Source organism: Paramagnetospirillum marisnigri, assembly GCF_001650715.1.
Taxonomy (GTDB): domain Bacteria; phylum Pseudomonadota; class Alphaproteobacteria; order Rhodospirillales; family Magnetospirillaceae; genus Phaeospirillum; species Phaeospirillum marisnigri.
In genome coordinates this window covers 81,932-106,071 of the sequence record NZ_LWQT01000120.1, presented here as the reverse complement: position 1 = coordinate 106,071, position 24,140 = coordinate 81,932, and the positions used below count along the sequence as shown (strand labels likewise).

Here is a 24,140-nt window from a genome sequence, read left to right as displayed (position 1 = left end):
ACCTGTTCGCCGTCTCAAATGGCGCCTCCGGGACCATGCCGGGCGGATGCTACCCCGGCGGTCAATCCTTGGCCTGGACGGGACCACCCGTGACGTGCTGCACCGTGTGGCCCGGTGCGGCCGTCATATCCTGGGCGGCCAGCTTGCCGTTGTGGCGGGGGAGGGGGGCGCCCGGTTCCTCGGGCTGGAAACCTGCGGCTCGGTATGGCTGTGCCCCGTATGCAGCGCCAAGATCGCCGAACATCGCCGAGCTGAAATAGAAACCATGCTGCATGCCCATTGCGAGGGCCGTAGGCGGCGGTTTGTCAAGCAGCCGGGCGACACCTGGGGTGGGGAATGGCAGGGATATCAGGCGGCGCCCGGAGCGGTCTACATGGCGACATTCACCGTGCCCCATGGCCGGTGGGATAGCCTGGACCGATTGAGGGAAGATGTCGCTGAATGCTGGCGCCGTGTGCTGCGGGGCGCCGCATGGGATCGTCTCAAGGCGCGATGCGGCATCGTGGGAGTGATCCGCGCCATGGAACTGACCCATGGCAAGAACGGATGGCATCCCCACTTGCATGTGCTGATCCTGGGGAAGCCGGGCGCCTGCGTCGAAATGACCCTGCGGCACGCCCTCTATGAGCGGTGGGCGCGGTTCGTCGCCAAGATGGGCCTGGGGATGGTGTCGGAGGCCCATGGGGTTGACCTGTATCGCGCCACGGCGGTCAAGGAAGCCGGGGATTACGTCGCCAAGTGGGGATGCGACGCGGAATTGGCGAAGTGGCACGTGAAGAAGGGCAGGGGGAAGAACCTATCGCCATGGCAGTTGCTGGCATCCGCCGCCGAGGGCGACGTGGAAGCCCGTATCCGGTGGCGGGAATATGCCGCCGTCATGGCCGGGACTAAGCACATCACCATGAGCCACGGTTTGCGCGACACCTACTTGGATGGCCAGGAGCTATCCGACGCGGAAATCGCCGCCATGGAACACGGCATAGACCCGGCCGAAATCGTCAAGGAAACCGGGGAAACCATCGTTGCGCACATCCGGCGGGGCGTGTGGGTCCGCATCATGCGGGCCGGGCTGGCCGTTGACGTGCTGGAAGCCGTAGAGCGGGGCGGATGGCCCGCCGCCCTGTCCATGCTTGTCGACAAGGGCCTAGCACTGAGGAGGGCCATCGATGGCGGATGAACAGAGGGGGCGAGTGATCGGGACCGGGCCATGCCCGAACTGCGGCAATGGCGCCGCCTACAAGGTCAACAAGAAAGGGCACCTGTACGTCTATTGCGTCGTCGAGGCGGATGGCGGGTGCCTGTCGGGAACCACCAGCCGATCGGAGAAGGGCGACCGGGAATTGGCGAAGAGGATCACAAAATGGGCCAACAAGGAAGACCGGGCGCGCCTGCTCGGAGAGGGCGGCGGAAACCCGAAACCGGAGAGCAAACCGGCCAGCGTGCCGTGGTGGGAGAAGGAGATCATCTGATGTCGCAGGATGAACTGAACACGTTACGTGCCGAGGCTCTCCCGGCTCCCGAGACGGAACCCGTTACCGAAGCGGTCATGGAGGAAATGGCGCCCGTCGCCGATCCCGCCCTTGTGCAGGCCCTTTCCATGGCGATCTACGGCCTGTCCATTCCCGCGTGTCGCCGCGCCAACGTCACCCCCCTGGTGACGGCGGAGGCCGATGTGCTGGGGCAGGCCCTGGCCCAGCTGGTGACGGTCTATGACCTGGGGCCGAAAGACCCCAAGGGGGCGGCCTGGATGGGGTTCGGTCTGGCCTGCATCGGTGTCGTGTCGGCCCGCCGCCCGCTGGCTCCGGTGGTGGCGGAGGAAGCCGAAATCGCCGCTTCGCCGCCGCCGTCGTTTGGCGACGTGGCCGGGGTGGTCGAGACCGCCATGGACCGGGTGCCGGGCACATGAAGCTGGATGCCGCCGACATTCGGCTGTGCCTGGGCAAGAGCGGGTCGGGGAAAAGTACCCTGGCCCGCTCTTGGGTCGCCAAGGCCAAGCGGGTGCTGATCTTCGATCCCAATGGAGAGGATGCATGGGCGAAGGGCGCCGTGGTGACGGAGGATCAGGCCGAACTGGTGGAACTGGTGGCGCGGCCGGGGAAGGTCCGCATCTGCTGGCGTGGCGTCATGACCGGCGGGGAAGGGGCCTTCGAGTGGGCTAATCGGTGCGCCTGGGCTGGCGAAAACATGTTCGTGGTGTGGGACGAGGTTGACCGCTTCACCGACCCCATGAAACTGCCGCCGATCGCTGACAATCTCGTCCAGGCAGGGCGCCACCGGGGCCTTCGCATCATCGCATGCTCGCGCCGCCCCTATCGCATGAACCGGACCCTGACCGCCCTCGCAACCCGTATGGCGGTGTTCCGTACGACAGAGCCACGCGACCTTCGATATTTTGCCGACTATGTCGGGGACGCGGCAAAGCAACTTCCAACGTTACGTGATTATCACGCACTGGATTGGTCGGAAGCTGGGGTGGCCGTAAAAAAATCGCCGTTCCAGTGATTTTCCTGCCTAGACACGTAACGTATACGTTACGTGGTGGCTTGGTTTAGGGTCTCATGGCAAGCCGATGAAAGTGCTCAACTTTCTAAGGCTCAACTCCATGTCCCCCATCGCCATTGCCAAGGCCGCCGCCGGTGTGATCGTCGGCATGATCGTCTACGAGAAGTTCGTTCGCGGTAAGATCTGAGGAGGGCCGAAGACATGCCCTCCAACCCCACCCTGCACAAGCGCAAGCTCGGAACCGTTCGCTACACCAGCGCGGGCCGGGAAAGCCTGGAAATCGACAAGAACGGCGTGCTGCTGCGCCTGATGCTGCGGCTGCGGTTCACCGTCACCAACGGTGCCACCGGCCCGGTGGGGCCGCTGTTCCAGACCCTGGCCCGCCTGCTGTCCCGGATCGAAGTCCTGGCCGGTGGTCGCGACATGGTTCAGTCGGTGCCCGGCTATTTCCTCGCCGCCCGCGCGTTCCTGGAAAACGGCCGCCTGCCCTACGGCATGGGCGCCACGGTGGTGCTGACCAACAGCGCTGTCACCACCTATGACGTAATCCTGCCCGTCGACTTCACCTTGCCGCTTGGCCGCCGTGAGGAAGACTGCGCCCTGGATACCACCGGCCTGCAGCAGCTTTCCCTGATCGTCACCTGGGGCCGGTCGGACGCCTCCGACCTGTTCACCACCCCCAACGGCGCCGCGATCTCCAACGTGTCGCTGGACGTGGAAGGCCACTACGTCGCCAACCCGATGCGTGCCGCCAACGGCACCGCCGTGTCGGGCAAGACGGGCAAGCCCTATCTGGTTCGCCAGCTGGATTACACCGAAGTCGACGTCACGTCATCGTCGACCGCGTTCAGCGCCATCCTCGACAGCCGTACCGGCCTGCTGGTGACCTCGTTCCTGATGGCCCAGCTGTCCGACAACGTGGGCGTGGATACCGTCGTCAATTCCATTCGCATGGAGGCGGCCAGCTTCGTCTACCTCAACCGTGATGCCGCCCTGATCCGGGCGGAAAATATCATGGACTTGTACCTGGACAACGCGGCGACGCAGGCGGGCTTGCTCTACATCGAGCCGCGCCTGGATGGGTCGGTGGTCAACGCCATCAACACCGCCGAACTCGAAGGCGATCTGAAGGCGGTCATGGACCTGACCAAGCAGGGCACCGTCTGCAAGCTCGCCATCCAGCGCGAGGCCATCCGCCCCCTGATCCGATAGGGAGGCGGCCATGGACCCCACGGACATTACTGATCCGGGGTGGCTTGACAGCGTGTTGGGGGCGGCCGATGCCGCCCCCTCCTCTGATGGAGGCTCGGGCATGCCCGAATGGCTTGACGGAATTTTGGGGACGGTGGGCGACGTGGCCGAAACGGCGGGCGGCGTGATCGGAACCATCTACACGGCCAAGGGGCAAGCTGATCAGCAGCGCGCCCAACAGGCTTATATGGCTCAACTGGCACAAACCAACTCGGTGTTGGCATCGCAGTCCAATCGGCAGGCGCTCTATATCGGCGCGGCGCTGTTGATGTTCGTGCTGCTGCTGCGCCAGACCGCTCAGGCGAGGTAAGCCCATGGCAATCCTCGGCGGAGATAGTGTGTCGTCATCGTCGTCGTTGGCGACCAATCAAATCAGCTTCAACCCGATAATCACGGCCCTGACGGGGACTGGCGCCGCCAGCCCTTATGTTGACGCTCCCCAGACGATGGTACCAACATCAACGTCAACGGCGACGCAATCCAACCCCGCGTCGCTGCAAGTCCCCCTGCCGGGGTCGATGGGCAGTCTTGGAGGGACGACGACGCCGCGATCCGCAATTGGGGCTGGCCAGTATGTTCCCACCAGTGATCCCAATGGCGTCAAACTTGGTGTCACCACCAATCCCCAGACCATGATCTGGATGCTGCTGTTCGGTGGCTTCGCCCTGATCATGCTGACCGGAGGCGGCGGCGGAGGGCGGCGGCGTTGATCATCTTCGAGCCCACTTCCGATTTCGATCCTCAAGCCCTGGCGCCTGCCGTCTTCGGCGGCCGGGTTGATCTGCTAGCTGGGGCCTATGGCGTGTATGTCAAACGGGATGACAAACAGATTGGCGCCATGGCCTTTTCCGCCGCTCAGGATGGCATTGGTCATGACCTGGTTGTCCGTGCCCTGGCGGGTAGCGGGGCCGGATTGGTCGACGCCGCCCACGATTACGTCATGGCGGCGGTGCTGGCGGGCGGGTTCGAAGGGGCTCGTGCATTCACCCACCGACCTGGAGCCATGCATCATCTGACCCGCTTGGGGTGGCGCGAAATCGGCCGCACCTATCGGATCACGCCATGAGCGACCCTTTCGACAGCGGCGGAGGGGGAGGGGGGTCAAGTAGCCAGTCGACGGCAAGCAATGACGTGACGGTCAATGTCACGGTCGACAATGCCGATATCGCCAAGGCGCTGACTGTGGCGTCGGAGGCCCAAGCCCAGGCCCAGACCCAAAGCGCCACCATCAACGCCACAGCGATCAAGGGCGTGGCGGAAGGAATTGCAGTCACCGCCGTCAAGGCCATTCAGGCGGTGCAGGACAACACCAAGGCCACCATGGAAGCCTATTCGGCCCATGTGGATGGCGGATCGAAAGCAACCATCACGGCGGCGCTGATCGGTGCCGCTGCCCTGATCCTGACCCGGAGATAGTCATGGCGTTCGCCAAAGGCCCCACTTTCCAGATTGTGCCCGTCGACTTGTCGTCGGCGGGCTCCAAGGATTTCAACGATTTGGCCGGGGTGATCAGCTTCATCCGTGCCGAAGACGCGTCGGGCGCCGAGGTGCTGGGCGCCAAGGTCAATGTGATGCTGGGCGACGTGGTCATGGACAGCGTGCCCATGACCACCAATTGCATCATCCGGGCGCGCCAGCCGGTGCCCATGATCCGCTTCACCTGGGCGGCTCAACCCGGCGTGACGGCCTATCTGCTGGTGGCGCCCAACGAGGACTTGATGATTTCGGCGCCGCCGTCCCGCCAGTTGGTAACGCAGTCGGTTTCGTCCGTCTTGTCGGCCGTGGCCGTCACGGTCGGGACTTCGGCCGTCCAGGCGGCGGCCTCCAGCTCCACCCGCCAGAAATTGACCGTGCGCAACAATTCCACCGCCGCCAAGGTCTATCTGGGCTCGTCCAATGCCGTCACCACGGCCAGCGGCTTCCCCCTGGGGCCGGGCGAAGGGTTCACCTTCGAAGGCACCACGGCGGCGATCTGGGCAATCTCCGACACGGCCGGAACCGATGTGCGCGTCATGGCGGAGGGCTGATCATGGGCATGATCATTCCCAATCTTCGTCCTGACCTTGACGCACTCCAGGTTGACGTAGCCGTCGCCTCGCTCCGGGATGTGCTCAAGGATGGGTGGTCGGTTCTGGCACTCTCTACCGGCATGGCCGATGCCTTTACCGATCAGACCGGGATTGCGGCGCTTGGCGGCGGCGCCTATGACGCGACAGCCAAGACGGTGCGAAATCAATCAGTAAGTAGCGGCACCGCCGCAACGTCTTGGTCCGCGAATTCGACTTTCGGCGCCTGGGTTGGCCGCACGGTGGTGGACATGTCTTTCACCGTCACCAATGGAGCAACCGTCACCAAAATCGGGGTCTATTCCACGGTCGCCGCGTCGATACCGGTCAAGCTGATGCAGAGGACCGGGGCGGGTGCCTTTACGGTGGTGGCTTCGGCGACCCTGGCCCATGGCGGAACGGGCTGGGAAGACGCGACGCTATCCAGTGCCTATGCGGTGCCAGGGTCGGGCACGTTCTGCCTCGCAGCCTATGCGTCCAGTGGCTACAGCATGGTCAACGGCGCTCCGGGAAACGCGGCCTGGATGTCCGGGGATGCGTCGGGAGCGGTGTCAATGACGGAAGTCGGGTCCGGAACGGCTCAAGCGCCGATCCTGCGATACACCTATCAGACGGTCGGCGCGGCTGCCGCCGTGACGGTGGTATCTGCCGCATTTGCCCTCGGGTTCCAGCCATCCCAGGCACGCATTGTGTGTCCGGTAGAGCTTGGCGGCGGGGCCATCGGGACGGACTGCATGCTTGACCTGTCGCGTGACGGCACCACCTGGGCGGCCGTCACCCTGGCCGATCTGGGCAAGTTCAATGCCACCACCCGCATTGTCGGCGGGCTCGTCAACCTGTCGGCTCAACCGGCCGGGTCAAGCATCTATTGGCGCTGGCGTACCAGCGCCGCCTACACCCTTTCCAATCATGGCGTCTGGATACAGGCCAAGTGAGGTGATCATGCCCCCGTTGCCGATCAAGCCCGGTGAAAACCCGGTCCCCGACGATGCTTTCGCCCCTGGAAATTAACCAATGCTGGTCCGTCTGCTCGGTCTCGGACTGCTCGCCTATGGAGTGTTCATGCTCACGTCTCGCCAAGCCAAGGCGGCTCTTTCCGCCAATTATGACGCAATGCCCGAAGCCGATGCCGCCGTTGATGTGGTGGCCCGCACCATTTGGGGCGAGGCCCGCGGTGAAGGCGCGACCGGCATGCAGGCCGTCGCCAATGTGATTTCCAACCGGGTTGCCAATCCGGGGTGGTGGGGGCGGGGATGGGTCGGGGTGTGCCAAGCCCCCTACCAGTTCAGCGCCTGGAACGCCAACGACCCCAACTTGGTCAAGCTCGCCACCGTCACCACGGCTGATCCGTCGTTCGCGGCGGCCGTCGAAATCGCTACGGCGGCCGTCAACGGTGGCCTGGACGATATCACCGGGGGCGCCACCCACTATCACACGGTCAACATTCACCCGGCCTGGGCGGATGAACTGACCGTCACCGCTCAGATCGGGAGGCACGTCTTCTATGCCTGACGCCGAACTGATCAACATGCTTTCCGCCGTGGCGCCCGGGTCGCTTCCCGCCGCCGCAATCCTGTGGGTCTGGCAAAAGCTGGACCGCCGCATCCTGGAGCTGGAAATCCTGTTCAAGCGGCTTCCCTGCAATTTCGAGAAGGAATGTGACCGATGAAGTGGTTCCTGAAGCGCCTGTCCGAAAACTCGTCCCGCACTGCCCTGCTTTCCGCCGTGGGGGCGGGGATCGGCGTGGCGACCGGCACCGTCGACGCCAACACCGCCATTGGCGCCGTGATGGCGGCCGTCCTCGCCTTTGTCACCCCGAACAATGGCGGGGTGCCCAATGGCTAAGGCGCGCACCGCCTCGGGGCGGATCAAGAAGGGCTATCGCCTGACCAAGGGCGGCAAGATCGTCAAGGCCAAGGCCAAGCGTCGGCGGAGGTAGATATGCCGGACTGGCTCAACGCCATCCTGGATGCTCCCGGAAACTACATCCGGGAGCAAGCCGCCAAGGGGGCGGGCGAAACCATTGACAGCTATCTGCCTCTCGCGGTGATCGGCGGGGCCGTCCTGGTGTTCGCCGTCTTCATCGCGTCCAGATAGAGGAGGGAAGGCGATGGCGGTCTATGTTGACCATGTCGAATATGACGAGCGGGGGAATCGGTGGGTCGTCTATACGGACGGATCACGGGCGTACGATCCAGAAATTACGGTCGCCCCTGGCATGCCTGATGGGGCCAGGACAGAACCAGTTGATGATGGGTCATATCAAGCCACGATTGATGCCGTGACGCAGGACAATGGATCTGATGCTGGATCAGCCGAAGGCGACAGCGCCACCGGCCTCGGGGCCTCGCTGGATGGATTTGTGGGAAAAAATCACAAATGGCTGTGGGTCGCCCTGGTGGCCTTGGGGCTGGTCATGGTGGTCGCCAGTCACAAGCGGAGGCGATGATGTACGAAGAGGAATTCCAGGATGGCGGATTGAGCGGGGCTGATGCGCCCCGCCCGGAACCCCGCCCGACGTTCTACACCGGAACCGATGGCGTCGAGCGGGTCTATATTTCCGCCACCGGCACGATCCTGACCCGCAAAGAAGCCGAAGCGGCATTCTGGTTTATCGTCGGGTCAATTGTCCTTATGGCTTGGGCGTTGTCACGGCGCTAGACAAGCATTTGAGATTTGAGTGAAAACGGATGTGTTTTCCATCATGTGTCGCGATCGTCATATCCTGAAGTCTTGAAACAAAATCTTCGCACACTTCTTTACTTGGCATAGGGGTGATTGACTGAATGGACGGTTGCCCATTCGTCATGGTGATGATCATCAAGAACCAGTACATGGGCGAGTTTCCTTCATAATTCTGGATTTCGCGGCAGCCGCCAGCTTGGCGGCGAATTTCTCGTCTGACCCGATGGCTTCGGCGATCTGGCGGTTCCTATATCCGGCTTGCAGCATCCGCTCTATGAGCGCATCGCGCTTTAGTCGCGTCTCGCGGTCCCTTTTTTTCATGGCTAGTCTTAGGTTGGCAAGCGCGGTATCCCATGCAGGGTATGGGGCTTGGCGTGTCATTTCTGCAACAGCATCATCTATCGGCGTCCCCAGCGTAACCCGCTCCATTGCTGCCTTTGCGAGCTTCTGAACGGTGTCGAAATACGCTGTTGTCTTTTTGCAACATACTTCAGGCATATATGCAGGATTGCGCGCCTTTTGTACTTCCGCCAATGCGGAAGCCAAGAACTGTTCGATCACTGGTAAGTGTTTGTCGTCAATGGATAGCTGTATCTTGATCATTCTGACCTCGGCGGGTTCGGTTGGGTTGGTTTGCGCTTTGTTTAATCGGATCAATGGCTTGGCGTCCCGTATCCGCCAAAGCGACAGTTTCCATAATATACATTATGCGACATAAGGATGCAGGCCGTCGGGAATGGGGTAGACCCGCGTCGCGCGCACGCCCCCAAATCAAGACTTATGCTTTCTTTCTCTTGCTTTTCCGCCCGATCCAATCGAGAGTGCCTTGATCAAACCTGCCTTTCGAAACGACCAGAATCGCTCGGCACTTGATGCTCGGCGCATTCCTGCGCTGGGCTTTGCTCATGATTGGAGACATCAAATGCCGAACGGCACTGTCAAATGGTTCAACAGCACCAAGGGTTACGGCTTCATCGCTCCGGATAACGGCGGCGCCGACGTGTTCGTCCACATCTCTGCCGTGGAGCGTGCCGGCCTGGGTGGCCTGAAGGACGGCCAGAAGGTGTTTTTCGAAGAAGAGCGCGACCCCCGCAAGGGCAAGACCTCCGCGGTCAATCTGAAGGCTCTCTGAGTCTTTAAAGGTGGTCGGTGGCCCAAGGGTCACCGACTGTCCTTGCCGAGAGGGTGCCAAGGCTCCCTCCCCCTTGATCAAGCCATTCGGTGACTTGCATGACCCCCAAAGACATCGCCCGGGTCGAGGCCTATCTGCGCGCGACCTTCGGCAACCCCAAGATCAGGATTGAGCCGCCCAAGAAGCGTGGCGCGCCGATCGAAGTGACCCTGGGTGGAGAATTCATCGGTGTGCTGCACCGTGACGACGAAGACGGCGAAGTGTCGTATTCGTTGCACATGACCATCCTGGAAGAAGACCTGCCTCCGGGCTGACGCTGCTCAGCCCTGGACCGCCGCAGGTGTCCCGGCCGGGGTCAATACCCCCATGGACACCACCATCTTCAGCCCCTCCTCCACCGTCATGGCCAGCGGCCGCAGATCGGCCTTGGGCACGAACAGCAGGAATCCCGAAGTCGGATTCGGCGTGGTGGGCACGAAGACACTGACCATCTCGTCCGCGAAGGCGTCTTTGATCTCTCCCGAGGCCTGGCCGGTCACGAAGGCGATGGTCCATGCCCCTGCCCTCGGATATTCCACCAGGACCACTTCGCGAAAGGCTTCCGCCTTCTGGCCGAAGATGGTGTCGAAAATCTGTTTCACCGCGCTATAGATGCCCCGGATGACCGGCATCCTGGTCAGGATGGCCTCGGATATCCGCACCACCAGCCTGCCGACAAAGTTGGCGGTCAGCGCCCCCACCAGGGTCAGGCCGACCACGGCAATCACCAGGCCGACCCCGGGCAAAGCCCAATGCTGCGGCAGGATCGCGGGCGGTATCAGTGGCGAGACCTGCCCATCGACGAAGCTGATGAATTTCCAGGCGATATAGAAGGTGATGGAGACCGGGGCCACCACCACCACACCCGCGAAGAAATAGGCACGCAGCCGGGCGCCGATCCCCAGGCGGGGGATCAGGCTGGGTCTGGCCTTGGTGTCCTCGCGGGTCTCAACGCTCATGGAACGACTGCTGGATCTGGGTGAAGATGGGCTTCAGCATGTATTGCAGCAGGGTTTTTTCGCCGGTGATGATTTCGGCGGTAACCGTCATGCCGGGATGGACCATGAAACGTCCAGGCACCTTGCCCACGTAATTCTGGTGAAGCACGATCACCGCCTTGAAGAAGGGATTGCCCTTCTCATCGGTAAAACTGGAGGCGGAAATCTTGGTCAGCGTGCCTTCGGCGGCGCCATAACGGGCGAAGTCATAGGTGGTCACCTTGACCTTGACCGGCTGACCGATCTTGAGATGACCGACATCCTTGGTGGTGACCTTGGCATCGATCTTCATTTCATCCTCGATCGGGACGATATCGCAGACCTGACCACCGGGCGCGATCACCGCCCCCTGATTCTTGACCGCCAGTCCCTTGACGATGCCGCGCACCGGCGACACCACGTCCAGGCGCTTCACCCTGTCCTCCAGGCGACCGATGCTCTCCTGGACCTGGGCCAGTTCGTTCACGGTGACGCCCATCTCGTCCATGGTTTGCTTCTGCAGCGAGGAATTACTGTCGATCAGGCGGTTCTCCACCTCCATCAAGGCGCCGCGCGCCGTGACCTCCTGTCCGATCAAGCGCGCGACTTCGCCCTGGACACGCGACAGCTCGCGCTTGGTGTCGAGATAGACCACCCGCGACACCAGGCCCTTGGCCACCAGTTCCTGGCGCATGGTCATTTCTTCCTGAAGAGGCCCCAACTGCTCGCGCAGCGAGATCTCTTGGTTTTGCAGCAGCTTGAGGTCGGAGCGCTTCTGGTCGATCTGCGAGGAAATCACCGAGCGGGCCGTATCTCGGGCCTGGTTCTGGCTGGCGAAGATGGCCATGTTATCGGCGATCAGGCGTTCATAGCCGGGCGGCATGCCACTGAAATCAGGCTGACGTTCCTCGGCGAAGGCGCGCAAGCGCTCGGCCTTGATCAGCAGGCTGGCTTCGCGGGCACGGGTCTGCTCCAGGTCGGAAATGGCCTGGGCGGGATTGAGGCGCACGATCACTTGGCCCGCCTCGACGATCTCCGCTTCCTTGACCACGATTTCCTGGATGATGCCGCCTTCCAGATGCTGGATCGATTGAATCTGGCCGCTGGGAATGACATTGCCTTCGGCGGAGGCAATTTCCGGAATTTCGGTGAGCGCCGCCCAGACAACGAAGGCGGCGGTCGTGACGCTGGCCACCAGCATGGTAAAGCGAACCAGGCCGGAGGTGCCGCTTTCCTCAAGCACAACCGCCTGGGCCAGATGGCGGGACTGCCGTGACGACATCTTGACCGCTGGCGGCTTGGGGGCCACCGTCTGCGGCAGGTTCTGCGGATTGCCGGAAACGTTGGCGAGGCTCTGGCTGTTGCTGCTCATGTCAGATCAGATCCGGAGGAATGCGAGCCCTCACCTCTTCGGCGGGACCGGCAAGACGCAGATAGCCGCCGTCGAATACCAGGATGCGATCGGCGATACGAAGGTGGCTTGGGCGATGGGTAACCATGAAGATGGTCGATTGGCCGCGGAAATTCTCCACGGCCTGCATGAAGGTCCGGTCGCCCTCGAAATCAAGGCCATTGACCGGCTCGTCGAACAGCATGATGGGGCTGCGCTTGAGATAGCCCCGGGCCAGCGACAGTTTCTGGATGAAACTGGTGGGCAGGTGATCGGCCGAGCCCTCGCCGATGCGGGTCTCCAGGCCACGCGGCAGGGCGGCGACTTCATCCCAGACATCGGCCTGGTCGCAGGCCCAGCGGATATCGGCGTCGGTGGCGGTGGGATTGGCCAGACGCAGGTTCTGGGCGATGGAGCCGAAGAACAGGCTGCAGGTCTGCGGCACATAGGACATCATGTGCCGCATCTCGATTGGATCGATCTGGCGGATATCGGCGGCGTCGATCTTGATGTTACCCGCCTGCGGCTGATAGAGGCCCAACAGCAGCTTGATCACCGTCGACTTGCCGGAACCGTTGCGCCCCGTCACCGCCACCACCTCGCCCGGCTCGACCTCGAACGACACGCCGACCAGCGCCGGGTCGGCATCGTTGGTGTAGCGCAGGGAAACACGCGAAAACACCACCCTGCCCTTCACATTCTTCAGCGGCGCCACGATGGCCTTGGGGTCGCGCTCGGGCTTGATGCCCATCAGTCCGTCGATCTGGCGGATGGAGCCCCTCACCTGCTCGACCCGCTGGATCATGGTGAAGCCGGTCTGGATGGGTGACAGCACCCGCCAGACCAGCATCATGGCGGCGATCAGACCGCCGATGGTCATGGTGCCGTCGATGACACCCAGCACACCGACCGAAATGGTCGCCAATCCCGAACTGATGATCAGGATATTGGACAGGGTAGTGATCAGCGAGGCGAAGACGCCGTTCTTGAATCCGCCCATGGCGGCGCGGGCCGACATCTCGCGATAGCGCTTGACCCAGGTATGCTCGGCCGAGGCCAGCTTCACCGCCCGCATCTTGCCCAGGGTCTCCACCAGGAATTCCTGGCGGCGAGAGGCGGCACGGGATGCGATGCCCACATTCTTGCGCACGATGGGCAGCACCAGATAGCCGCCGATCAGGAAAATGACCGTGGCGATCATGGGCACCACCGCGATGATGCCGCCCAGCATGGCGATCACCGCGAAATAGAAGAAGGCGAAGGGCAGTTCCATGAACACCGTGGCCAGCGGCCCGGTGAAGAACTCGCGAACCGATTCGAAGTCCTTGATACGGGCGACCTGGGCACCGATGGTGGCCCGCTCGGTGAACCCTGGCGGCAGGGCCAGGATGTGCTGGAAGATATTGTTGCCCATGATGTTATCGAGCCGGGCGCCGACAAAGGCCAGGACCCGGGCACGTACCTCGCGCAGCACCGCGTCGGCCAGCAGGGCGAAGACGACGCCGATGGACAAGGCCCACAGCATGGACAGCGACGAGGCGCCGATCACCTTGTCATAGACCGCCATGGTGAATAGCGGCGTCGAGAGCGAAAACACATTGAGGATCAGGGTGACAAAGAAGGCCTGCCAGTACAGCGGCCGGAAGCGTTCGATCACACTCCTGAACCAACTGGCCGGTTTGGCCGCGGTATCCGCCCCCAGATTGGTGAAGAAATAGGCGATGCCCTTCAAATGGCAGGGCTCGATGCTGCGTGACGAGGCCTCGGCGCTGTCGAACACCTCGGCATTGCCGAAATCGTCGATGGCCTTCACCACCATGGCGGGCTGGTTCTCGGGCAGGAACAGGCACGGCAACAGTCGGGGGTCGATGGTTTCCAGTTCCAGCATCTCGGGGCGGCTGGAATAGTTGAGCGTCGCCATGACATTGCGCAGGCCGGTCAGGTCAAGCTCATTGGCGAAATGCGGCAGGGATTCCGCCACATGGCGCGGATCGCCCTTCCACCCCAATGCCTTGAGCAGAGGCAGCAGGCAGGCGGCGAGATCGGATGCCGCCGAAAAGCCGCCCAGCGCGTTCTGGGCCAATTGCTGTTCGTACTGCTCCAGTGCCTTCTGGTTGGGCTTGGAGGGCAGCGCGGTGGAGGCAACCATCTGGTTCATGGCACGCCCCCCTGCGGCAAAAGGCCGCCGGGGGCCTGCACCGGGGCACGATCCTCGCGCGGCGGCTTGAGGCGAAGTTCTCCCCGGTCCAGTTCGAAGATCCGGTCCGCCATCTTGGCCAGGCTTGGGCGGGCGGTGACCAGGACCAGGGTTCGCTTGCCCTTGGCTCTTTCCAGCCAGACACGAAGATAATTGTCGCCGGTGGCGTCCACCGCCGTATTGGCCTCGTCGAACAGCACGATGCGGGGATTGTTGACCAGGGCGCGGGCGATGGCGATACGCTGCTTGATGCCGCGCGGCAGCGAGTCATAGGCGCCGTCGCCGACCGGCGTATCGAAGCCCAGGGCCATGGTGGCCACCACTTCGTCCAAACCCAGTAATCCCGCGGTCTCTACCGCGACGTCGTCGAATTCCTTCCGGAACATGGTGATGTTCTGGAGAATGGTGCCCTGGAACAACTCGCCCATCTGCGGCAGATAGGCCACTTGGTCACGCAGGCTTTGCGGCTCGTACTGGGACGCGGGTTCGCCGTCGATGAGCAGGCGTCCTTGGGTGGGGCGAAGGGTGCCCTGCATCAGGGTCAGCAACGTCGTCTTGCCGGCGCCGTTGCCCGCCGAAATGACGATGCACTCGCCCTCCTTGATGGCGATGGAAGCGTCCTTGACGATATAGGGTAGCTTCTCGCCGTAGCGGAAACTGACATTGTCGAATTCCAGCGCCCCCTTGATCTGCCCCACCTTGGGCAGGCCCTTGGGGGCTTCTGGGTTCAGTTTGAACAGCTCCGACAGGCGATGGCGGGCCAGCATGAAGGACTGGAAACGGGTCCACACACCCAGCGCCTTCTGCAGAGGGTTCATGGCCCGACCGGCCAGCATGGAGCAGGCGGCCAGGCCGCCGGTGGTCATCTCCCCCTGGATCACAACGAAGGCGCCCGCCATGGCGACCGCGATGGTCGTGGCCTGGGAGAAGAACGAGGAGATGCCCATGGCGGTGGAACTATTCAGGGCGACGCGATACGACCCCTCGGCACAGGCCTCCTGCAGGCGCTCGTAGCGCCGCACCATCTGGGCTTCCATGGCGAAGGCCTTGACGCTGTGGATGCCCCCCAGAACCTCGATGATGAAGTTGAACCGGCGGTCGTCGGCGGTCATGCGCTTTTGCAGCGAACCGCGCAACCTTGTGCCGATCACGATGGCGGTAACGGCGAAGGCCACCAGGATGACGAGCGGTACCATCACCAGCCAGCCGCCCATCATGGCCACCAGTCCCAGATAGAGAATGGCGAAGGGGAGATCCAGCAGGGTCAGAATGGCCTGGCCCGCATAGAATTCGCGCACCATGGACAGCGATCCCATGCGTTCCAGATGAGCACCCGACCCGTCCTTTTCGAAATCGTCGATGCCCGCCATGACCAGACGGTCAAGCGCGGTACAGCCGGCCTTGTGCTCGAACTTGGCGCCAACCCAGCCGGTAACGTAGGAGCGACAGAAATTCAGGGTGGATTCCAGCAACAACGCCCCGAGCACGCCGCCCATCAACAGAAACATGGTGCCAACGGAACTGTTGGGCAGGATGCGGTCGTAGACCTGCAGCAGCGCCATGGGCAGGGCCAGGCCCAGGATATTGAGGAATACCGACCCCAAGGTAAGGTCGATCATGTTGTTGCGCAGCGTTGACAGCGAGGCGATGCTGACCGGGGCCTCCTGGGCGCCATTCCGCGTTTCCGCGCCGGTATCCGCCATCACATCGCCACATGGGGGACATCCCCCACGCTCCCTGCTTCAACAAGGCGGGATCGCGGAAATCCGCGGCAGCCCGATGGCCCAACAATAGCGGTGCCCCTGTCGCGCGACCATAGCCGATTGGGAATAACCTGCGCGCAATGACTGGTGCCTCGTCCCAAAGCCACCGTATGATGGCAAGACAAAGCGCCCGGGATTGTCCCCGGGATTTTTGGCCGACGGCCCTTCAGCGAGAGACCCTGTCCTTGATCAGACATCCAGCGGCGCAACACTTTTCCAGCATCGAGATGATCGAACATCTAGTAGCGTTCGACACTACGAGCTACAAGACTAATTTGAAGTTAATAGACTTTGCTGCCGATGTCTTGTCCGCGCTCGGGGCCGACATCCGCTTGACCTGGGACGACAGCCGCCAGAAAGCCAATCTGTTTGCCACCATTGGTCCCGCGGACCGTCCCGGAGTGGTGCTGTCCGGCCATTCGGACGTGGTTCCGGTGGACGGCCAGGACTGGAGCGCCGATCCGTTTTCCCTGGTTCGCCTGGACGACAGGCTTGTGGGGCGCGGCACCGCCGACATGAAGAGTTTTATCGCCGTCTGCCTGGCCCTGGCCCCGGAATTCGCCGCCCGCGACCTTGCCATGCCGGTGCATTTCGCCTTTTCCTACGATGAGGAAATCGGCTGCCTTGGGGTTCGTCGCCTGATCGACGATTTGGCTGGATTGGCCGTCCCTCCCCGCCTGTGCATCGTCGGCGAGCCCACGGAGATGAAGCCCATCATCGGCCACAAGGGCAAAAAAAGCGTGCGTTGCCATGTGGAGGGACATGAGTGCCATTCCGCCCTCAATCACAAGGGCGTCAACGCGGTGGAAATCGCTGCCGATCTGGTGGCGCGGCTGCGCGGTCTGCAGCGCCGCATCCGCGAGACCGGCCCCTTCGACTTCGATTACCAGCCCCCCTACACCACCATTCATACCGGCACCATCCGGGGCGGAACGGCGCTGAACATCGTTCCCCGCAGTTGCGACTTCGAATTCGAGATCCGCAACCTGCCCGCCCATGATCCGGAAAGCCTGATGGCCGAGATGCGCGGCTGGGCCCAGGATCTGGTGCCGGAAATGCTCGATGTGTCGCCCGAGGCCGGGATCATGCTGGATGAACACAACACCACCGATGGCCTCGACATGCCCGCCGACCACGAGGCGGTGGCCCTGGTCTGTGCCCTGACCGGCAACAACGACACCAGCAAAGTGGCCTTCACCACCGAGGCCGGGCTGTTTCAGCGGGCGGGCATTCCCGCCGTGGTCTGCGGCCCCGGCAGCATCCTGCAGGCCCACAAACCTGATGAATTCATCACCTTGGATCAGGTGGCCCAGTGCGAGAGCTTCCTGCGCCGTCTGGCCGACTGGATGAGCCAGCGCTAGGGAATCATTTCTGTCGCACAACCAGGGCGACGCCCACCGCCGTGGCGGCCATTCCGGCCAGCGCCAGGGGCGTCAACGCCTCGTCGAACAGCAGGAAAGCCAGGATGGCGGTCATGGGTGGCACCAGATAGAAGAAGCTGGCCACTTTCGCCGCCTCTCCCAGGCGGATCAAGGTCATCAGTAGGCTGATGGCGCCCAGCGACAGAACCAGCACCAACCAGGCCAGCGCCAGGACAAAGGGGAGCGTCCAGCGGATTTCCATGGTTTCCAGGGCAAAAGCCGCGGGGGCGACAGCGGCCAGAGCCGCCAAATACTGCACCATGGTGCCGGTGCGGAGATCCATTCCGGTGCAGAAACGTTTCTGGTAGAGGGTTCCGGCGGTGATTCCCACCAGGGCGGCAATGGCAAAGGCCATGCCATCCCAGCCGAAAGTATCGAAGCCGAGGCCCGTTAGCCGGGTTGACAGGACCATGGCCACCCCCACCAGCCCCAGGGTGAGGCCCAGCCATTGCTTGCCCCCTACCCGCTCCCCCAGCAGCGGCCCGACAACGGCGGCGGTCAGCAGTGGCTGCAGACCGGCCACCAATGCCACCAGTCCCGAGGGCACCCCATGCCGAATGGCGGAGAAGACCCCGCCGAGATAGATGGCATGGACCAGCAGGCCGGATACCGAGAGATGCAGGATCAGGCCCGGATCGCGCGGCCATGGGGCGCGGGCGATCCCGATGGCCACCCCCAGCAGGGCCACGACGATGACAAAGCGCAGCACCAGGAAGGTGAAGGGCTCGATATAGGGAAGTCCATATTTTGCACCGATGAACCCCGTGCTCCACAACAGCACGAAGACGCCCGGCATGGCGCGGGTCCAGGCGTGATCACGCATGCCTCATGACTCTCCGGCGGGCGGCGGCGGTGCCGTCTCGGTTTCTCCCTTTTTTTCTTTGCCGCCGGTCCAGAACACCCAGGTGGACGCGATCCAGACGGCCAGGGCCATGAAGCCGGTCAGCTTCGGTGAAACACCAAATTTCTGGGGCAGGATCAGCAGCATGGCGATACCGCCGAAGAAACCGATGGCGACGCTGATGGCACCGATGACGTGACGGGGTAGGCGTTGGGCCATGATCAGGGCCTCACATCCATGTAGTTGACGACTTTCTTGACGCCATCACCGTCCTTGAGGGCGGCGATCACGCTATTGGCCTCGTCCTTGGTGTAGGCGCGGCCGATGACATAGAGGGTGCCATGGGAATCCGCGGCGATGCGGAAATTGACATAGCGTCCACCGATCGCCTTGGTCAGCCTCACCTGGGCCTTGGTGGTCAGGGCCAGGGTGTCGCTCCAACTGGGCATTCCCTTCCGCTTGGGGTCGGTCTCGGGCAAATAGAGGGCGTGCCAGTAAAGCTTCTTCACCCCCTCCACCGCCTTCACGTCGCGCTGAAACGCCTCGAACTTGGCCTTGTCATCGAACAACCCCGTCACCAGCAGGCGCTGTTCATAGATTTCGGTGGCGGCCGCGATGGTGCCCTGACGGGCCATGGCGGCGTTGACCTTGACCACAATGGCGTTGTCGCTGGCAATATCCCCCATGGAGCGGGCTTCGGCGGCCCGTTCGATCAGGGTCTTGGGGGCGGTCAGCACGTCCAGAAGCTGGGCCGAGGCCGGACTCGACACCAAGGCGGTGACAAGAAGGACGAAAGCGGAGCGGTACATGGCGTAATCCGGTAAGTGAAAGCCGATTTAGCGAGCATACAGGGCTTCCATCTCGCCGCCAATCGGTCATACCGGTAGGGTGAACCCTTTCAGATGCTTGTGCACCGCCTGACGGGAAATGCCGAGCTGCTTGCCGATACGGGCCAGCGACCAGTCCGGATTCTCGGATTTGAGGCGTCGGGCACGGTCCTTGGTGCTTTCCCTGGGGCTGGCCACCGCGAGGGTGGCCGTCACCACCGGAAGATCACGCCGCAGCACGACATAGCCGGTGCCGTCCTCGCCTCCCCGCTCCGCCCAGTAGTCCAGGCGGGCGGCGAAGTCCTCCAGGCTGGCGGCGGCCAGGTCCTTGCGCCACATCTCCTCCACCAGCTTACGCCGGGCGGCGCAGGCGGTGGGCAGGATGCCGGAACCGGGGCAGCCGAACAGCAGTTCCAGATGACGCAGGCGGGTTTCCCATCGCAGGCATTCATCGCGGGCGGCCTGAACGGTTCCGGGAAGCGGATAGGCGCCCGACACCGCCTGGCGCAGCGATGGCGGCAGATCGTGCCAGGCCAGGCTCCATCCCGCCAGGGGCAGGAAGGGATCGTCGGAGTCCGAGGCCCCATCACGCAAATGGTCGCAGGCATGGATGAAGACGGATTCGAATGCCGTCGGCGCCGCCACGGCTTCTTCCGAGCCATAGAGGGCGATCACGGTTTCGCGCTCGCTCAATTGGCCGCGCTCGCGGTTCCGGCGGCGGCGGATGGCAGCGATGATCCCGCCGGGATTGTCGGCCTCCTCGCGCAGACGAAGCGCTTCCAGCGACGCATCCACCGAACCGTTGCCCCGGCTTTCGACACGGAGAGCCAGGGCCTCAAGCCCGGCGGCGTAGCTTCCCCATTCGCGGTCGCAATAGGCCGAGGCCCGCTCCAGCGCCAGATCCTGTTCAATTTCGTTTTCGGCTTCGAACTGGGCCAGCATGGAGGACAGGCGGTCCAGCGCCTTCTCCTCGCGCCCCTCGCTCAGTTGGTCGAAGAGATCCATCACTTCCCCGTCAACAATGCGTTGACAGTGCTTCCCGTGCGATCACTTGTCAACCCAGTCGGGCCGTTGCCTGATCGAAGGAGTCCAGTCCGCCCGCCAGAGGCAACTCGCCGAGCCAATCGAGGAAACGGCCCACATCGGCACCCCGGAACAGCAGCCCATGCTGGGGGGCCAGGATATCCACGTCGAGACGGCGGACCATGGCAATCCACTTGTCGCGGGCCGCTGCCGATCCCATCCAGCGCCGATGAAACGCTTCCATGTACTGAATATGGCTGGCGAAATCCTCGACGTAAATCCCCGAGCGGCGCTCGCGCGGCACCAGAGCGGCCCCGATATCGCCGGAGAACAGCACCTTGGCCTTGGGGTCGTAGATGGAGAAATTTCCCGGTGAATGCAGGTAATGAGCGGGCAGAACCTTCAGCCAGACTTCCGGCGACACCTGGATATCGCACCCCTCATCGGGAATGGCGTGAAAGCGGGCCTCACGGTCGAAATGGCTGACAAAGCCGGTCCACATCCACGATACATGGGTGGTCAGGTCTTCGCGGCAAACCTGACGCCACAGCGGCAGCGCCGACGACACGTCGGGGTCCTGGTGGCTGAGAAACAGATGGCGGATGGTATCCACCGGCACTTCCTGGGTGACGGCGGCGACCATGGCGGGAAACACCTCGACTCCGCCCGGGTCGATCAGCATGCAGCCTTGGGAGCCGACCACCACCAACTGGTTGGTGTCGATGACGTTCTCCGGCTTGGCCGGGTCATCGGCAAAAGCCAGCCAGCGGTACTCGCCCTCGGCCCACAGCTCGGTGCACTTCATCCCATCCGTTCCTTCATTATTGTGTCCTGTGACCGAAGGCCACCAATCCGACGATGGTCTCGGTGGCGTTGCGCAGCCGTCGTCCCGCCTCGTCCACCATGGTCCGCAACTCGTCGACTTTTTCCCGGATGGTGTCGGCGATGGCCGTCAATTCCGCTTCCCAAGGGCCGGCCGAGGTGGCCTCGATGGCGATATTGGCGGCGATCAGCTCGGTTTGCAGCATGACTTCCCGCGCCACCTTGACCATGGCCACCAACTGGTCGTTGGTGGCAGCCAGATGCCCGGCCGCGCGCCCCAAATGCTGTACCCGCGACCGCCAGGCCGCCCCCATCCGGATCAGCGCGGCAGCCTCCGGCCCCGAGTTGCGCAGGATCAGGGTCCCGGCCGCTTCCAGCTTGCCAATGTCGTTGATGGCCCGCATGACCCCGGCCGCGGTTTCATAAGTGTCGCGCTTCAGAGCCAGCATCTTGGGCACGGCCTCGTGCAGCCGAACCACCGATTCGGTAGCGAAATGAGTTAGTACCCGCACGGAACGGCCGTAATCCCCTGCCCTGGCGGATACCAGCCCGGCATTGATGGACAGCAAACGCAGTCCTTCCACCAGACGCGGCAGGCTGTCGAATGCGTGGTAGGCTCCCACGCAATTGGCGTAAAGATCGGAAGTTCGCCCGGCTTGGTCATGCAGGCTGTTCCGCCAGACGGCATCGCCGTCGCCGGATGATCCCTCAAACGTCTCAATCATGAACCTGTCACCACGGCCCCTGTGCGCCCGAATGATAGGGCCACCGCCACTCGCTGGCAATTCTGCATTACCTATACGACATCCACTTCGGGAAAGGCGCGCGTGCTTTCCTGGGCCTTGGCGATAGCCTGGCGCACCAAGTCTGGCGGTGCCGTCAGGATGGAATAACCTTCCAGGGCGAGATACGTGGCGACAAGACTGAGCAACAGACGCGGGATCATGGCGGCCTCCGTCATTCTGACGGTTCGACGGCACCCGAAACAGGATGACCGTTTCATTTACCCTACCAAATCCCGGTGAACATGCTGTTAACGCGGGGCGTGCCTGTCGCCTGACCTTCAACCGTCCAGGGGATTGGAAATCTCGATCAGATTGGCATCCGGATCACGGATATAGACCGACCGGATTCTCCCTGTCGCACCCGTCCGCTCCACCGGGCCTTGCTCGATGGGAATGGCGAGCCGGGCAAGATGGGCAATGACATCCTCCAACTTGGTCGTGGTGATAAAGCAGAGATCACCGGACCCCGGTGTCGGCGCCTTGGCCTTTGGCTCGAATTCCTGCCCCGCCTGATGCAGATTGATCTTCTGATTGCCGAAACGCAAAGCGGTGCGCCCGCCGCCGAAGGTCTCGACCACCATTCCCAGGACATCGGCATAGAATACAGTGGTTTTCTCGATGCTGGCCACGGTCAGCACCAGATGGTCGAGATGGTCGATTCGGATCATAATTCCTGCTTTCCCACTGGACGTCCTCGGGTGATGATATCCAAAGAAAGGTCGTAGACACAGGCTTGCCGGGCTCGACCTTCCTGACGGGGAGTGATCACAGTGCCAGGAACCATTCTGCTGTTCGGCCATGTGGACAGCGCCGACACCGTCAACCGGTTCCTCGCCGATCTTACCCTGGCGTTCCACGATCTTGGCAGGCCAGCCATTCTGACCATGCTCGGAAACGGCACCCCACCGGCCCTGCCCCACGAGGCCATGCGCCATCCCGGCTCCTTCGCCATCGACGTCAACAGCAAGATCCACACCGGGGATTTCCCCAAGCTGTCGCTGGTGGTCGATCATCCGGTCAGCCATCCCCGACTGCTTCAGACGGGAACCCGTACCGTGCTGGGACTGATCGACCAGGGGCACTGCCGGGCCTCCGACTATCTGCGGGCTCCCGCCGCCTTCATTCCCCATGGCGGCCCCAACGCCGATGCCTCGGCGCTGGAAGGAGAGCGCGATATCGACGTCTTGTTCGTGGGCAATATCCTGGACGCGACCACAGCCCTCGATGAATCGGAATCTGTCGCCCTGGCGGTCGGAAGCGCCGCCGCCAGGGGAGCCATCGATCCCTTCCCGTCGCTTGTGGCCGCCCTGGGAAGCCGTCAGGCCGACGAACTGGCGCGGCTGCTGAATCTGGCCACCGACGAGGCCCAGCGTTGTGCCCGCCTTGCCGCCCTGTCCAGCATTCGCCAGTCAGGCCTGCACGTGGTCGGACATGTTCCGGAGGATGTGGCCGGGCACCTACCGGATGGCTGCGTGCGGCACGGCTTCAACCGCTCCTTCACCGAGAGCCTGGCCCTGATGCGCCGCTCCAAGGTGGTGATCAATGTCTCGCAGAAATTTCCCGAAGGGTCGCATGAACGCATCTGGTACGGCATGGCGGCAGGAGCGGCGCTGATCTCCAACCGCTCGACCTTCGTGGAACAGGATTTCACCCATGGCGAGTCCATCCTGTTCTACGACGATCCCCGGCAGGTCGGTGACCTTGTCGACCAGGCCCTCAGGGCCAATCACTGGCGGGACGTGGCCCGCGCCGCCCTACCCGCCTACCAGGCTGGGCACACATGGCTGGACCGGGCAGAGCGCATCTTGGTGGCCATGATCGGCCGGGTCTGAGGCATCCTGCACCCTTGCCTCAGTGGAACGGCGCCGCGCTCGCATTGACCATGGCCCGGCGGACGACAGCCTCCAGGGCAACCGGATCCACTGGAGTGGCAGCCGCCGAGCTGCGCCGATACCCCTGGCAGGGAAGGCAGGACAGCGCCCAGACCGGCTTGCCGGAGAATTGGGATCCCGTGGATTGGCACTGGCCACCGCTGTACTGAGAGCAGGCGCCGCAGGTGCCGGGAATGATGGATGTCGACATGGTGGCCTCCAGTGATCGTGACTTGGTTAGTCTTTGATCATTTTGGCGGTGCCGCCTATCAGGGAATCACCCTAGAGTCGCTCCAACTATTCTTATTCACCATGCACCCATGCTTCGGGGATGGCCCTGGCGCCCGAAGGGATAAACATACCTTTGGAAGCAAATCAAAAGTCCGTGAGCGCCCAGAAAAATGGGAGCCTCCCGAACCGGGATGCTCCCTTGCCTGATCTCCTGGAAAGTGGTGGGTCCGGTGGGACTCGAACCCACGACCTCTCGATTAAAAGTCGCTTGCTCTACCGACTGAGCTACGGACCCCCAATTTCCAGAGGGCGCCACC

General features: G+C 62.9%; 35 protein-coding genes and 1 tRNA gene. 21 read left to right on the top strand and 15 right to left on the bottom strand.

All coding sequences use genetic code 11. The features are described 5' to 3' along the window. Nucleotides 1–94: 94 nt before the first annotated feature. The 17 genes from A6A04_RS20125 (at nt 95) to A6A04_RS20060 (ending at nt 8,480) form a co-directional block, all read left to right on the top strand. Nucleotides 95–1,177 (top strand): protein rep, encoded by a 1,083-nt coding sequence (locus A6A04_RS20125; protein ID WP_245651319.1) that lies wholly within the window; start codon nt 95–97, stop codon nt 1,175–1,177. Continuing rightward, the gene (locus tag A6A04_RS20120; RefSeq protein WP_068495800.1) at nt 1,167–1,469 is read left to right on the top strand and encodes a hypothetical protein; all 303 of its coding nucleotides are present in this window, start codon (nt 1,167–1,169) and stop codon (nt 1,467–1,469) included. Before A6A04_RS20125 ends, A6A04_RS20120 begins: the two co-directional genes overlap by 11 nt. Beyond that, a complete protein-coding gene (locus A6A04_RS20115) occupies nt 1,469–1,906 on the top strand; it encodes a hypothetical protein (protein ID WP_068495799.1) in 438 nt (145 codons plus the stop codon). Before A6A04_RS20120 ends, A6A04_RS20115 begins: the two co-directional genes overlap by 1 nt. Continuing rightward, nucleotides 1,903–2,502, top strand: a complete 600-nt coding sequence (locus A6A04_RS20110) for a DUF87 domain-containing protein (protein ID WP_068495798.1) — start codon at nt 1,903–1,905, stop codon at nt 2,500–2,502. Before A6A04_RS20115 ends, A6A04_RS20110 begins: the two co-directional genes overlap by 4 nt. Nucleotides 2,503–2,703: 201 nt before the next feature. Next, nucleotides 2,704–3,714: a hypothetical protein gene (locus A6A04_RS20105; RefSeq protein WP_068495797.1), complete on the top strand. Its 1,011-nt coding sequence runs from the start codon at nt 2,704–2,706 to the stop codon at nt 3,712–3,714. Between the two features lie 10 nt (nt 3,715–3,724). Further along, on the top strand, nt 3,725–4,063 hold the full coding sequence (locus tag A6A04_RS20100) for a hypothetical protein (protein WP_068495796.1): 339 nt from the start codon (nt 3,725–3,727) through the stop codon (nt 4,061–4,063). A 4-nt stretch (nt 4,064–4,067) separates the two neighbouring features. Beyond that, nucleotides 4,068–4,463: a hypothetical protein gene (locus A6A04_RS22025; RefSeq protein WP_082915089.1), complete on the top strand. Its 396-nt coding sequence runs from the start codon at nt 4,068–4,070 to the stop codon at nt 4,461–4,463. After that, the gene (locus A6A04_RS20095) at nt 4,460–4,819 is read left to right on the top strand and encodes a hypothetical protein (RefSeq protein WP_068495795.1); all 360 of its coding nucleotides are present in this window, start codon (nt 4,460–4,462) and stop codon (nt 4,817–4,819) included. Before A6A04_RS22025 ends, A6A04_RS20095 begins: the two co-directional genes overlap by 4 nt. Then, the gene (locus tag A6A04_RS20090; RefSeq protein ID WP_082915088.1) at nt 4,816–5,169 is read left to right on the top strand and encodes a hypothetical protein; all 354 of its coding nucleotides are present in this window, start codon (nt 4,816–4,818) and stop codon (nt 5,167–5,169) included. The genes A6A04_RS20095 and A6A04_RS20090 overlap by 4 nt, the downstream gene beginning before the upstream one ends. A 2-nt stretch (nt 5,170–5,171) precedes the next feature. Next, nucleotides 5,172–5,780, top strand: coding sequence for a hypothetical protein (locus A6A04_RS20085; protein ID WP_068495793.1), 609 nt, complete (start codon nt 5,172–5,174; stop codon nt 5,778–5,780). 2 nt (nt 5,781–5,782) lie between these two features. Beyond that, complete coding sequence (locus tag A6A04_RS20080) at nt 5,783–6,754, top strand: hypothetical protein (RefSeq protein ID WP_068495792.1); 972 nt, start codon at nt 5,783–5,785, stop codon at nt 6,752–6,754. A gap of 79 nt (nt 6,755–6,833) precedes the next feature. Continuing rightward, complete coding sequence (locus A6A04_RS20075) at nt 6,834–7,331, top strand: cell wall hydrolase (protein ID WP_082915087.1); 498 nt, start codon at nt 6,834–6,836, stop codon at nt 7,329–7,331. Further along, nucleotides 7,324–7,488 carry a hypothetical protein gene (locus A6A04_RS22575; protein WP_156612715.1) on the top strand — a complete coding sequence of 55 codons (165 nt, stop codon included), beginning with the start codon at nt 7,324–7,326 and terminating at the stop codon, nt 7,486–7,488. The genes A6A04_RS20075 and A6A04_RS22575 overlap by 8 nt, the downstream gene beginning before the upstream one ends. Further along, complete coding sequence (locus A6A04_RS20070; protein ID WP_068495791.1) at nt 7,485–7,664, top strand: hypothetical protein; 180 nt, start codon at nt 7,485–7,487, stop codon at nt 7,662–7,664. Before A6A04_RS22575 ends, A6A04_RS20070 begins: the two co-directional genes overlap by 4 nt. A gap of 96 nt (nt 7,665–7,760) precedes the next feature. Next, nucleotides 7,761–7,916, top strand: a complete 156-nt coding sequence (locus tag A6A04_RS22570; RefSeq protein WP_156612714.1) for a hypothetical protein — start codon at nt 7,761–7,763, stop codon at nt 7,914–7,916. A 13-nt stretch (nt 7,917–7,929) separates the two neighbouring features. Further along, nucleotides 7,930–8,268, top strand: a complete 339-nt coding sequence (locus A6A04_RS20065) for a hypothetical protein (protein WP_068495790.1) — start codon at nt 7,930–7,932, stop codon at nt 8,266–8,268. Further along, nucleotides 8,265–8,480 (top strand): hypothetical protein, encoded by a 216-nt coding sequence (locus A6A04_RS20060; RefSeq protein WP_156612713.1) that lies wholly within the window; start codon nt 8,265–8,267, stop codon nt 8,478–8,480. Before A6A04_RS20065 ends, A6A04_RS20060 begins: the two co-directional genes overlap by 4 nt. A 159-nt stretch (nt 8,481–8,639) precedes the next feature. Here A6A04_RS20060 and A6A04_RS20055 read toward each other — a convergent pair whose 3' ends face one another. Continuing rightward, entirely contained in the window at nt 8,640–9,107 is a 468-nt protein-coding gene (locus A6A04_RS20055) for a hypothetical protein (RefSeq protein ID WP_156612712.1), read from the bottom strand. 319 nt (nt 9,108–9,426) lie between these two features. Between A6A04_RS20055 and A6A04_RS20050 the strand changes: the two genes are divergently transcribed. Together A6A04_RS20050 and A6A04_RS20045 are read left to right on the top strand one after the other, a co-directional pair. After that, nucleotides 9,427–9,636 carry a cold-shock protein gene (locus tag A6A04_RS20050; RefSeq protein WP_068495787.1) on the top strand — a complete coding sequence of 70 codons (210 nt, stop codon included), beginning with the start codon at nt 9,427–9,429 and terminating at the stop codon, nt 9,634–9,636. A 98-nt stretch (nt 9,637–9,734) separates the two neighbouring features. Beyond that, nucleotides 9,735–9,950, top strand: a complete 216-nt coding sequence (locus A6A04_RS20045) for a DUF3126 family protein (protein WP_068495786.1) — start codon at nt 9,735–9,737, stop codon at nt 9,948–9,950. A gap of 6 nt (nt 9,951–9,956) precedes the next feature. Here the strand turns inward: A6A04_RS20045 and A6A04_RS20040 are convergent, their stop codons facing one another. From A6A04_RS20040 to A6A04_RS20025, 4 genes are read right to left on the bottom strand one after another with little or no spacing between them, the layout of a single operon-like run. Further along, nucleotides 9,957–10,634, bottom strand: a complete 678-nt coding sequence (locus A6A04_RS20040; protein ID WP_068495785.1) for a DUF502 domain-containing protein — start codon at nt 10,632–10,634, stop codon at nt 9,957–9,959. Continuing rightward, nucleotides 10,624–12,024 carry an HlyD family type I secretion periplasmic adaptor subunit gene (locus A6A04_RS20035; RefSeq protein ID WP_068495784.1) on the bottom strand — a complete coding sequence of 467 codons (1,401 nt, stop codon included), beginning with the start codon at nt 12,022–12,024 and terminating at the stop codon, nt 10,624–10,626. The genes A6A04_RS20040 and A6A04_RS20035 overlap by 11 nt, the downstream gene beginning before the upstream one ends. A 1-nt stretch (nt 12,025) precedes the next feature. Next, nucleotides 12,026–14,200 (bottom strand): peptidase domain-containing ABC transporter, encoded by a 2,175-nt coding sequence (locus tag A6A04_RS20030; RefSeq protein WP_245651318.1) that lies wholly within the window; start codon nt 14,198–14,200, stop codon nt 12,026–12,028. Beyond that, a complete protein-coding gene (locus A6A04_RS20025; protein WP_068495783.1) occupies nt 14,197–15,942 on the bottom strand; it encodes a peptidase domain-containing ABC transporter in 1,746 nt (581 codons plus the stop codon). The genes A6A04_RS20030 and A6A04_RS20025 overlap by 4 nt, the downstream gene beginning before the upstream one ends. 245 nt (nt 15,943–16,187) lie before the next feature. Between A6A04_RS20025 and argE the strand changes: the two genes are divergently transcribed. Further along, the gene (gene argE, locus A6A04_RS20020) at nt 16,188–17,363 is read left to right on the top strand and encodes an acetylornithine deacetylase (RefSeq protein ID WP_245651317.1); all 1,176 of its coding nucleotides are present in this window, start codon (nt 16,188–16,190) and stop codon (nt 17,361–17,363) included. Nucleotides 17,364–17,367: 4 nt separating this feature from the next. Here argE and A6A04_RS20015 read toward each other — a convergent pair whose 3' ends face one another. From A6A04_RS20015 to A6A04_RS19985, 8 genes are all read right to left on the bottom strand, one after another. Next, a complete protein-coding gene (locus A6A04_RS20015) occupies nt 17,368–18,246 on the bottom strand; it encodes a DMT family transporter (protein WP_068495781.1) in 879 nt (292 codons plus the stop codon). Nucleotides 18,247–18,249: 3 nt separating this feature from the next. After that, nucleotides 18,250–18,483 (bottom strand): hypothetical protein, encoded by a 234-nt coding sequence (locus A6A04_RS20010; RefSeq protein ID WP_068495780.1) that lies wholly within the window; start codon nt 18,481–18,483, stop codon nt 18,250–18,252. Between the two features lie 2 nt (nt 18,484–18,485). Beyond that, a complete protein-coding gene (locus A6A04_RS20005; RefSeq protein WP_068495779.1) occupies nt 18,486–19,073 on the bottom strand; it encodes a BON domain-containing protein in 588 nt (195 codons plus the stop codon). 66 nt (nt 19,074–19,139) lie between these two features. Continuing rightward, nucleotides 19,140–20,096, bottom strand: coding sequence for a helix-turn-helix domain-containing protein (locus A6A04_RS20000; protein WP_068495778.1), 957 nt, complete (start codon nt 20,094–20,096; stop codon nt 19,140–19,142). Nucleotides 20,097–20,145: 49 nt separating this feature from the next. After that, nucleotides 20,146–20,919, bottom strand: coding sequence for an oxygen-binding di-iron domain-containing protein (locus tag A6A04_RS19995; protein ID WP_068495777.1), 774 nt, complete (start codon nt 20,917–20,919; stop codon nt 20,146–20,148). A gap of 16 nt (nt 20,920–20,935) precedes the next feature. Beyond that, nucleotides 20,936–21,661, bottom strand: a complete 726-nt coding sequence (locus A6A04_RS19990; protein WP_068495776.1) for a hypothetical protein — start codon at nt 21,659–21,661, stop codon at nt 20,936–20,938. A 71-nt stretch (nt 21,662–21,732) separates the two neighbouring features. Beyond that, entirely contained in the window at nt 21,733–21,882 is a 150-nt protein-coding gene (locus A6A04_RS22565; RefSeq protein ID WP_156612711.1) for a hypothetical protein, read from the bottom strand. Between the two features lie 117 nt (nt 21,883–21,999). After that, nucleotides 22,000–22,389: a VOC family protein gene (locus tag A6A04_RS19985; protein ID WP_068495775.1), complete on the bottom strand. Its 390-nt coding sequence runs from the start codon at nt 22,387–22,389 to the stop codon at nt 22,000–22,002. A gap of 102 nt (nt 22,390–22,491) precedes the next feature. On the opposite strand from A6A04_RS19985, the gene A6A04_RS19980 reads away from it, so the two are divergent. Then, nucleotides 22,492–23,553 carry a glycosyltransferase gene (locus tag A6A04_RS19980; RefSeq protein ID WP_068495774.1) on the top strand — a complete coding sequence of 354 codons (1,062 nt, stop codon included), beginning with the start codon at nt 22,492–22,494 and terminating at the stop codon, nt 23,551–23,553. A 19-nt stretch (nt 23,554–23,572) separates the two neighbouring features. Here the strand turns inward: A6A04_RS19980 and A6A04_RS22560 are convergent, their stop codons facing one another. Both A6A04_RS22560 and A6A04_RS19975 read right to left on the bottom strand, forming a co-directional pair. Beyond that, nucleotides 23,573–23,803 (bottom strand): hypothetical protein, encoded by a 231-nt coding sequence (locus A6A04_RS22560; RefSeq protein WP_156612710.1) that lies wholly within the window; start codon nt 23,801–23,803, stop codon nt 23,573–23,575. Nucleotides 23,804–24,042: 239 nt separating this feature from the next. Beyond that, nucleotides 24,043–24,118, bottom strand: a tRNA-Lys gene (locus A6A04_RS19975). Nucleotides 24,119–24,140 lie beyond the last annotated feature (22 nt).

Excerpts from the sequence above, each read along its gene's own strand:
- A6A04_RS22025 (WP_082915089.1), top strand. The coding sequence starts at position 4,068 with ATGGCAATCCTCGGCGGAGATAGTGTGTCGTCATCGTCGTCGTTGGCG.
- A6A04_RS20015 (WP_068495781.1), bottom strand. The coding sequence starts at position 18,246 with ATGCGTGATCACGCCTGGACCCGCGCCATGCCGGGCGTCTTCGTGCTG.
- A6A04_RS20060 (WP_156612713.1), top strand. The coding sequence starts at position 8,265 with ATGATGTACGAAGAGGAATTCCAGGATGGCGGATTGAGCGGGGCTGAT.
- A6A04_RS20115 (WP_068495799.1), top strand. The coding sequence starts at position 1,469 with ATGTCGCAGGATGAACTGAACACGTTACGTGCCGAGGCTCTCCCGGCT.
- A6A04_RS19990 (WP_068495776.1), bottom strand. The coding sequence starts at position 21,661 with ATGATTGAGACGTTTGAGGGATCATCCGGCGACGGCGATGCCGTCTGG.
- A6A04_RS20085 (WP_068495793.1), top strand. The coding sequence starts at position 5,172 with ATGGCGTTCGCCAAAGGCCCCACTTTCCAGATTGTGCCCGTCGACTTG.
- A6A04_RS20100 (WP_068495796.1), top strand. The coding sequence starts at position 3,725 with ATGGACCCCACGGACATTACTGATCCGGGGTGGCTTGACAGCGTGTTG.
- A6A04_RS20055 (WP_156612712.1), bottom strand. The coding sequence starts at position 9,107 with ATGATCAAGATACAGCTATCCATTGACGACAAACACTTACCAGTGATC.
- A6A04_RS20050 (WP_068495787.1), top strand. The coding sequence starts at position 9,427 with ATGCCGAACGGCACTGTCAAATGGTTCAACAGCACCAAGGGTTACGGC.
- A6A04_RS19995 (WP_068495777.1), bottom strand. The coding sequence starts at position 20,919 with ATGAAGTGCACCGAGCTGTGGGCCGAGGGCGAGTACCGCTGGCTGGCT.
- A6A04_RS20005 (WP_068495779.1), bottom strand. The coding sequence starts at position 19,073 with ATGTACCGCTCCGCTTTCGTCCTTCTTGTCACCGCCTTGGTGTCGAGT.
- A6A04_RS20080 (WP_068495792.1), top strand. The coding sequence starts at position 5,783 with ATGGGCATGATCATTCCCAATCTTCGTCCTGACCTTGACGCACTCCAG.
- A6A04_RS20025 (WP_068495783.1), bottom strand. The coding sequence starts at position 15,942 with ATGGCGGATACCGGCGCGGAAACGCGGAATGGCGCCCAGGAGGCCCCG.
- A6A04_RS22565 (WP_156612711.1), bottom strand. The coding sequence starts at position 21,882 with ATGATCCCGCGTCTGTTGCTCAGTCTTGTCGCCACGTATCTCGCCCTG.
- A6A04_RS20035 (WP_068495784.1), bottom strand. The coding sequence starts at position 12,024 with ATGAGCAGCAACAGCCAGAGCCTCGCCAACGTTTCCGGCAATCCGCAG.
- A6A04_RS20040 (WP_068495785.1), bottom strand. The coding sequence starts at position 10,634 with ATGAGCGTTGAGACCCGCGAGGACACCAAGGCCAGACCCAGCCTGATC.
- A6A04_RS20110 (WP_068495798.1), top strand. The coding sequence starts at position 1,903 with ATGAAGCTGGATGCCGCCGACATTCGGCTGTGCCTGGGCAAGAGCGGG.
- A6A04_RS22575 (WP_156612715.1), top strand. The coding sequence starts at position 7,324 with ATGCCTGACGCCGAACTGATCAACATGCTTTCCGCCGTGGCGCCCGGG.
- A6A04_RS20045 (WP_068495786.1), top strand. The coding sequence starts at position 9,735 with ATGACCCCCAAAGACATCGCCCGGGTCGAGGCCTATCTGCGCGCGACC.
- A6A04_RS20070 (WP_068495791.1), top strand. The coding sequence starts at position 7,485 with ATGAAGTGGTTCCTGAAGCGCCTGTCCGAAAACTCGTCCCGCACTGCC.
- A6A04_RS20090 (WP_082915088.1), top strand. The coding sequence starts at position 4,816 with ATGAGCGACCCTTTCGACAGCGGCGGAGGGGGAGGGGGGTCAAGTAGC.
- A6A04_RS20105 (WP_068495797.1), top strand. The coding sequence starts at position 2,704 with ATGCCCTCCAACCCCACCCTGCACAAGCGCAAGCTCGGAACCGTTCGC.
- A6A04_RS20010 (WP_068495780.1), bottom strand. The coding sequence starts at position 18,483 with ATGGCCCAACGCCTACCCCGTCACGTCATCGGTGCCATCAGCGTCGCC.
- A6A04_RS20030 (WP_245651318.1), bottom strand. The coding sequence starts at position 14,200 with ATGAACCAGATGGTTGCCTCCACCGCGCTGCCCTCCAAGCCCAACCAG.
- A6A04_RS20065 (WP_068495790.1), top strand. The coding sequence starts at position 7,930 with ATGGCGGTCTATGTTGACCATGTCGAATATGACGAGCGGGGGAATCGG.
- A6A04_RS22560 (WP_156612710.1), bottom strand. The coding sequence starts at position 23,803 with ATGTCGACATCCATCATTCCCGGCACCTGCGGCGCCTGCTCTCAGTAC.
- A6A04_RS20075 (WP_082915087.1), top strand. The coding sequence starts at position 6,834 with ATGCTGGTCCGTCTGCTCGGTCTCGGACTGCTCGCCTATGGAGTGTTC.
- A6A04_RS22570 (WP_156612714.1), top strand. The coding sequence starts at position 7,761 with ATGCCGGACTGGCTCAACGCCATCCTGGATGCTCCCGGAAACTACATC.
- A6A04_RS20120 (WP_068495800.1), top strand. The coding sequence starts at position 1,167 with ATGGCGGATGAACAGAGGGGGCGAGTGATCGGGACCGGGCCATGCCCG.
- A6A04_RS19985 (WP_068495775.1), bottom strand. The coding sequence starts at position 22,389 with ATGATCCGAATCGACCATCTCGACCATCTGGTGCTGACCGTGGCCAGC.
- A6A04_RS20000 (WP_068495778.1), bottom strand. The coding sequence starts at position 20,096 with ATGGATCTCTTCGACCAACTGAGCGAGGGGCGCGAGGAGAAGGCGCTG.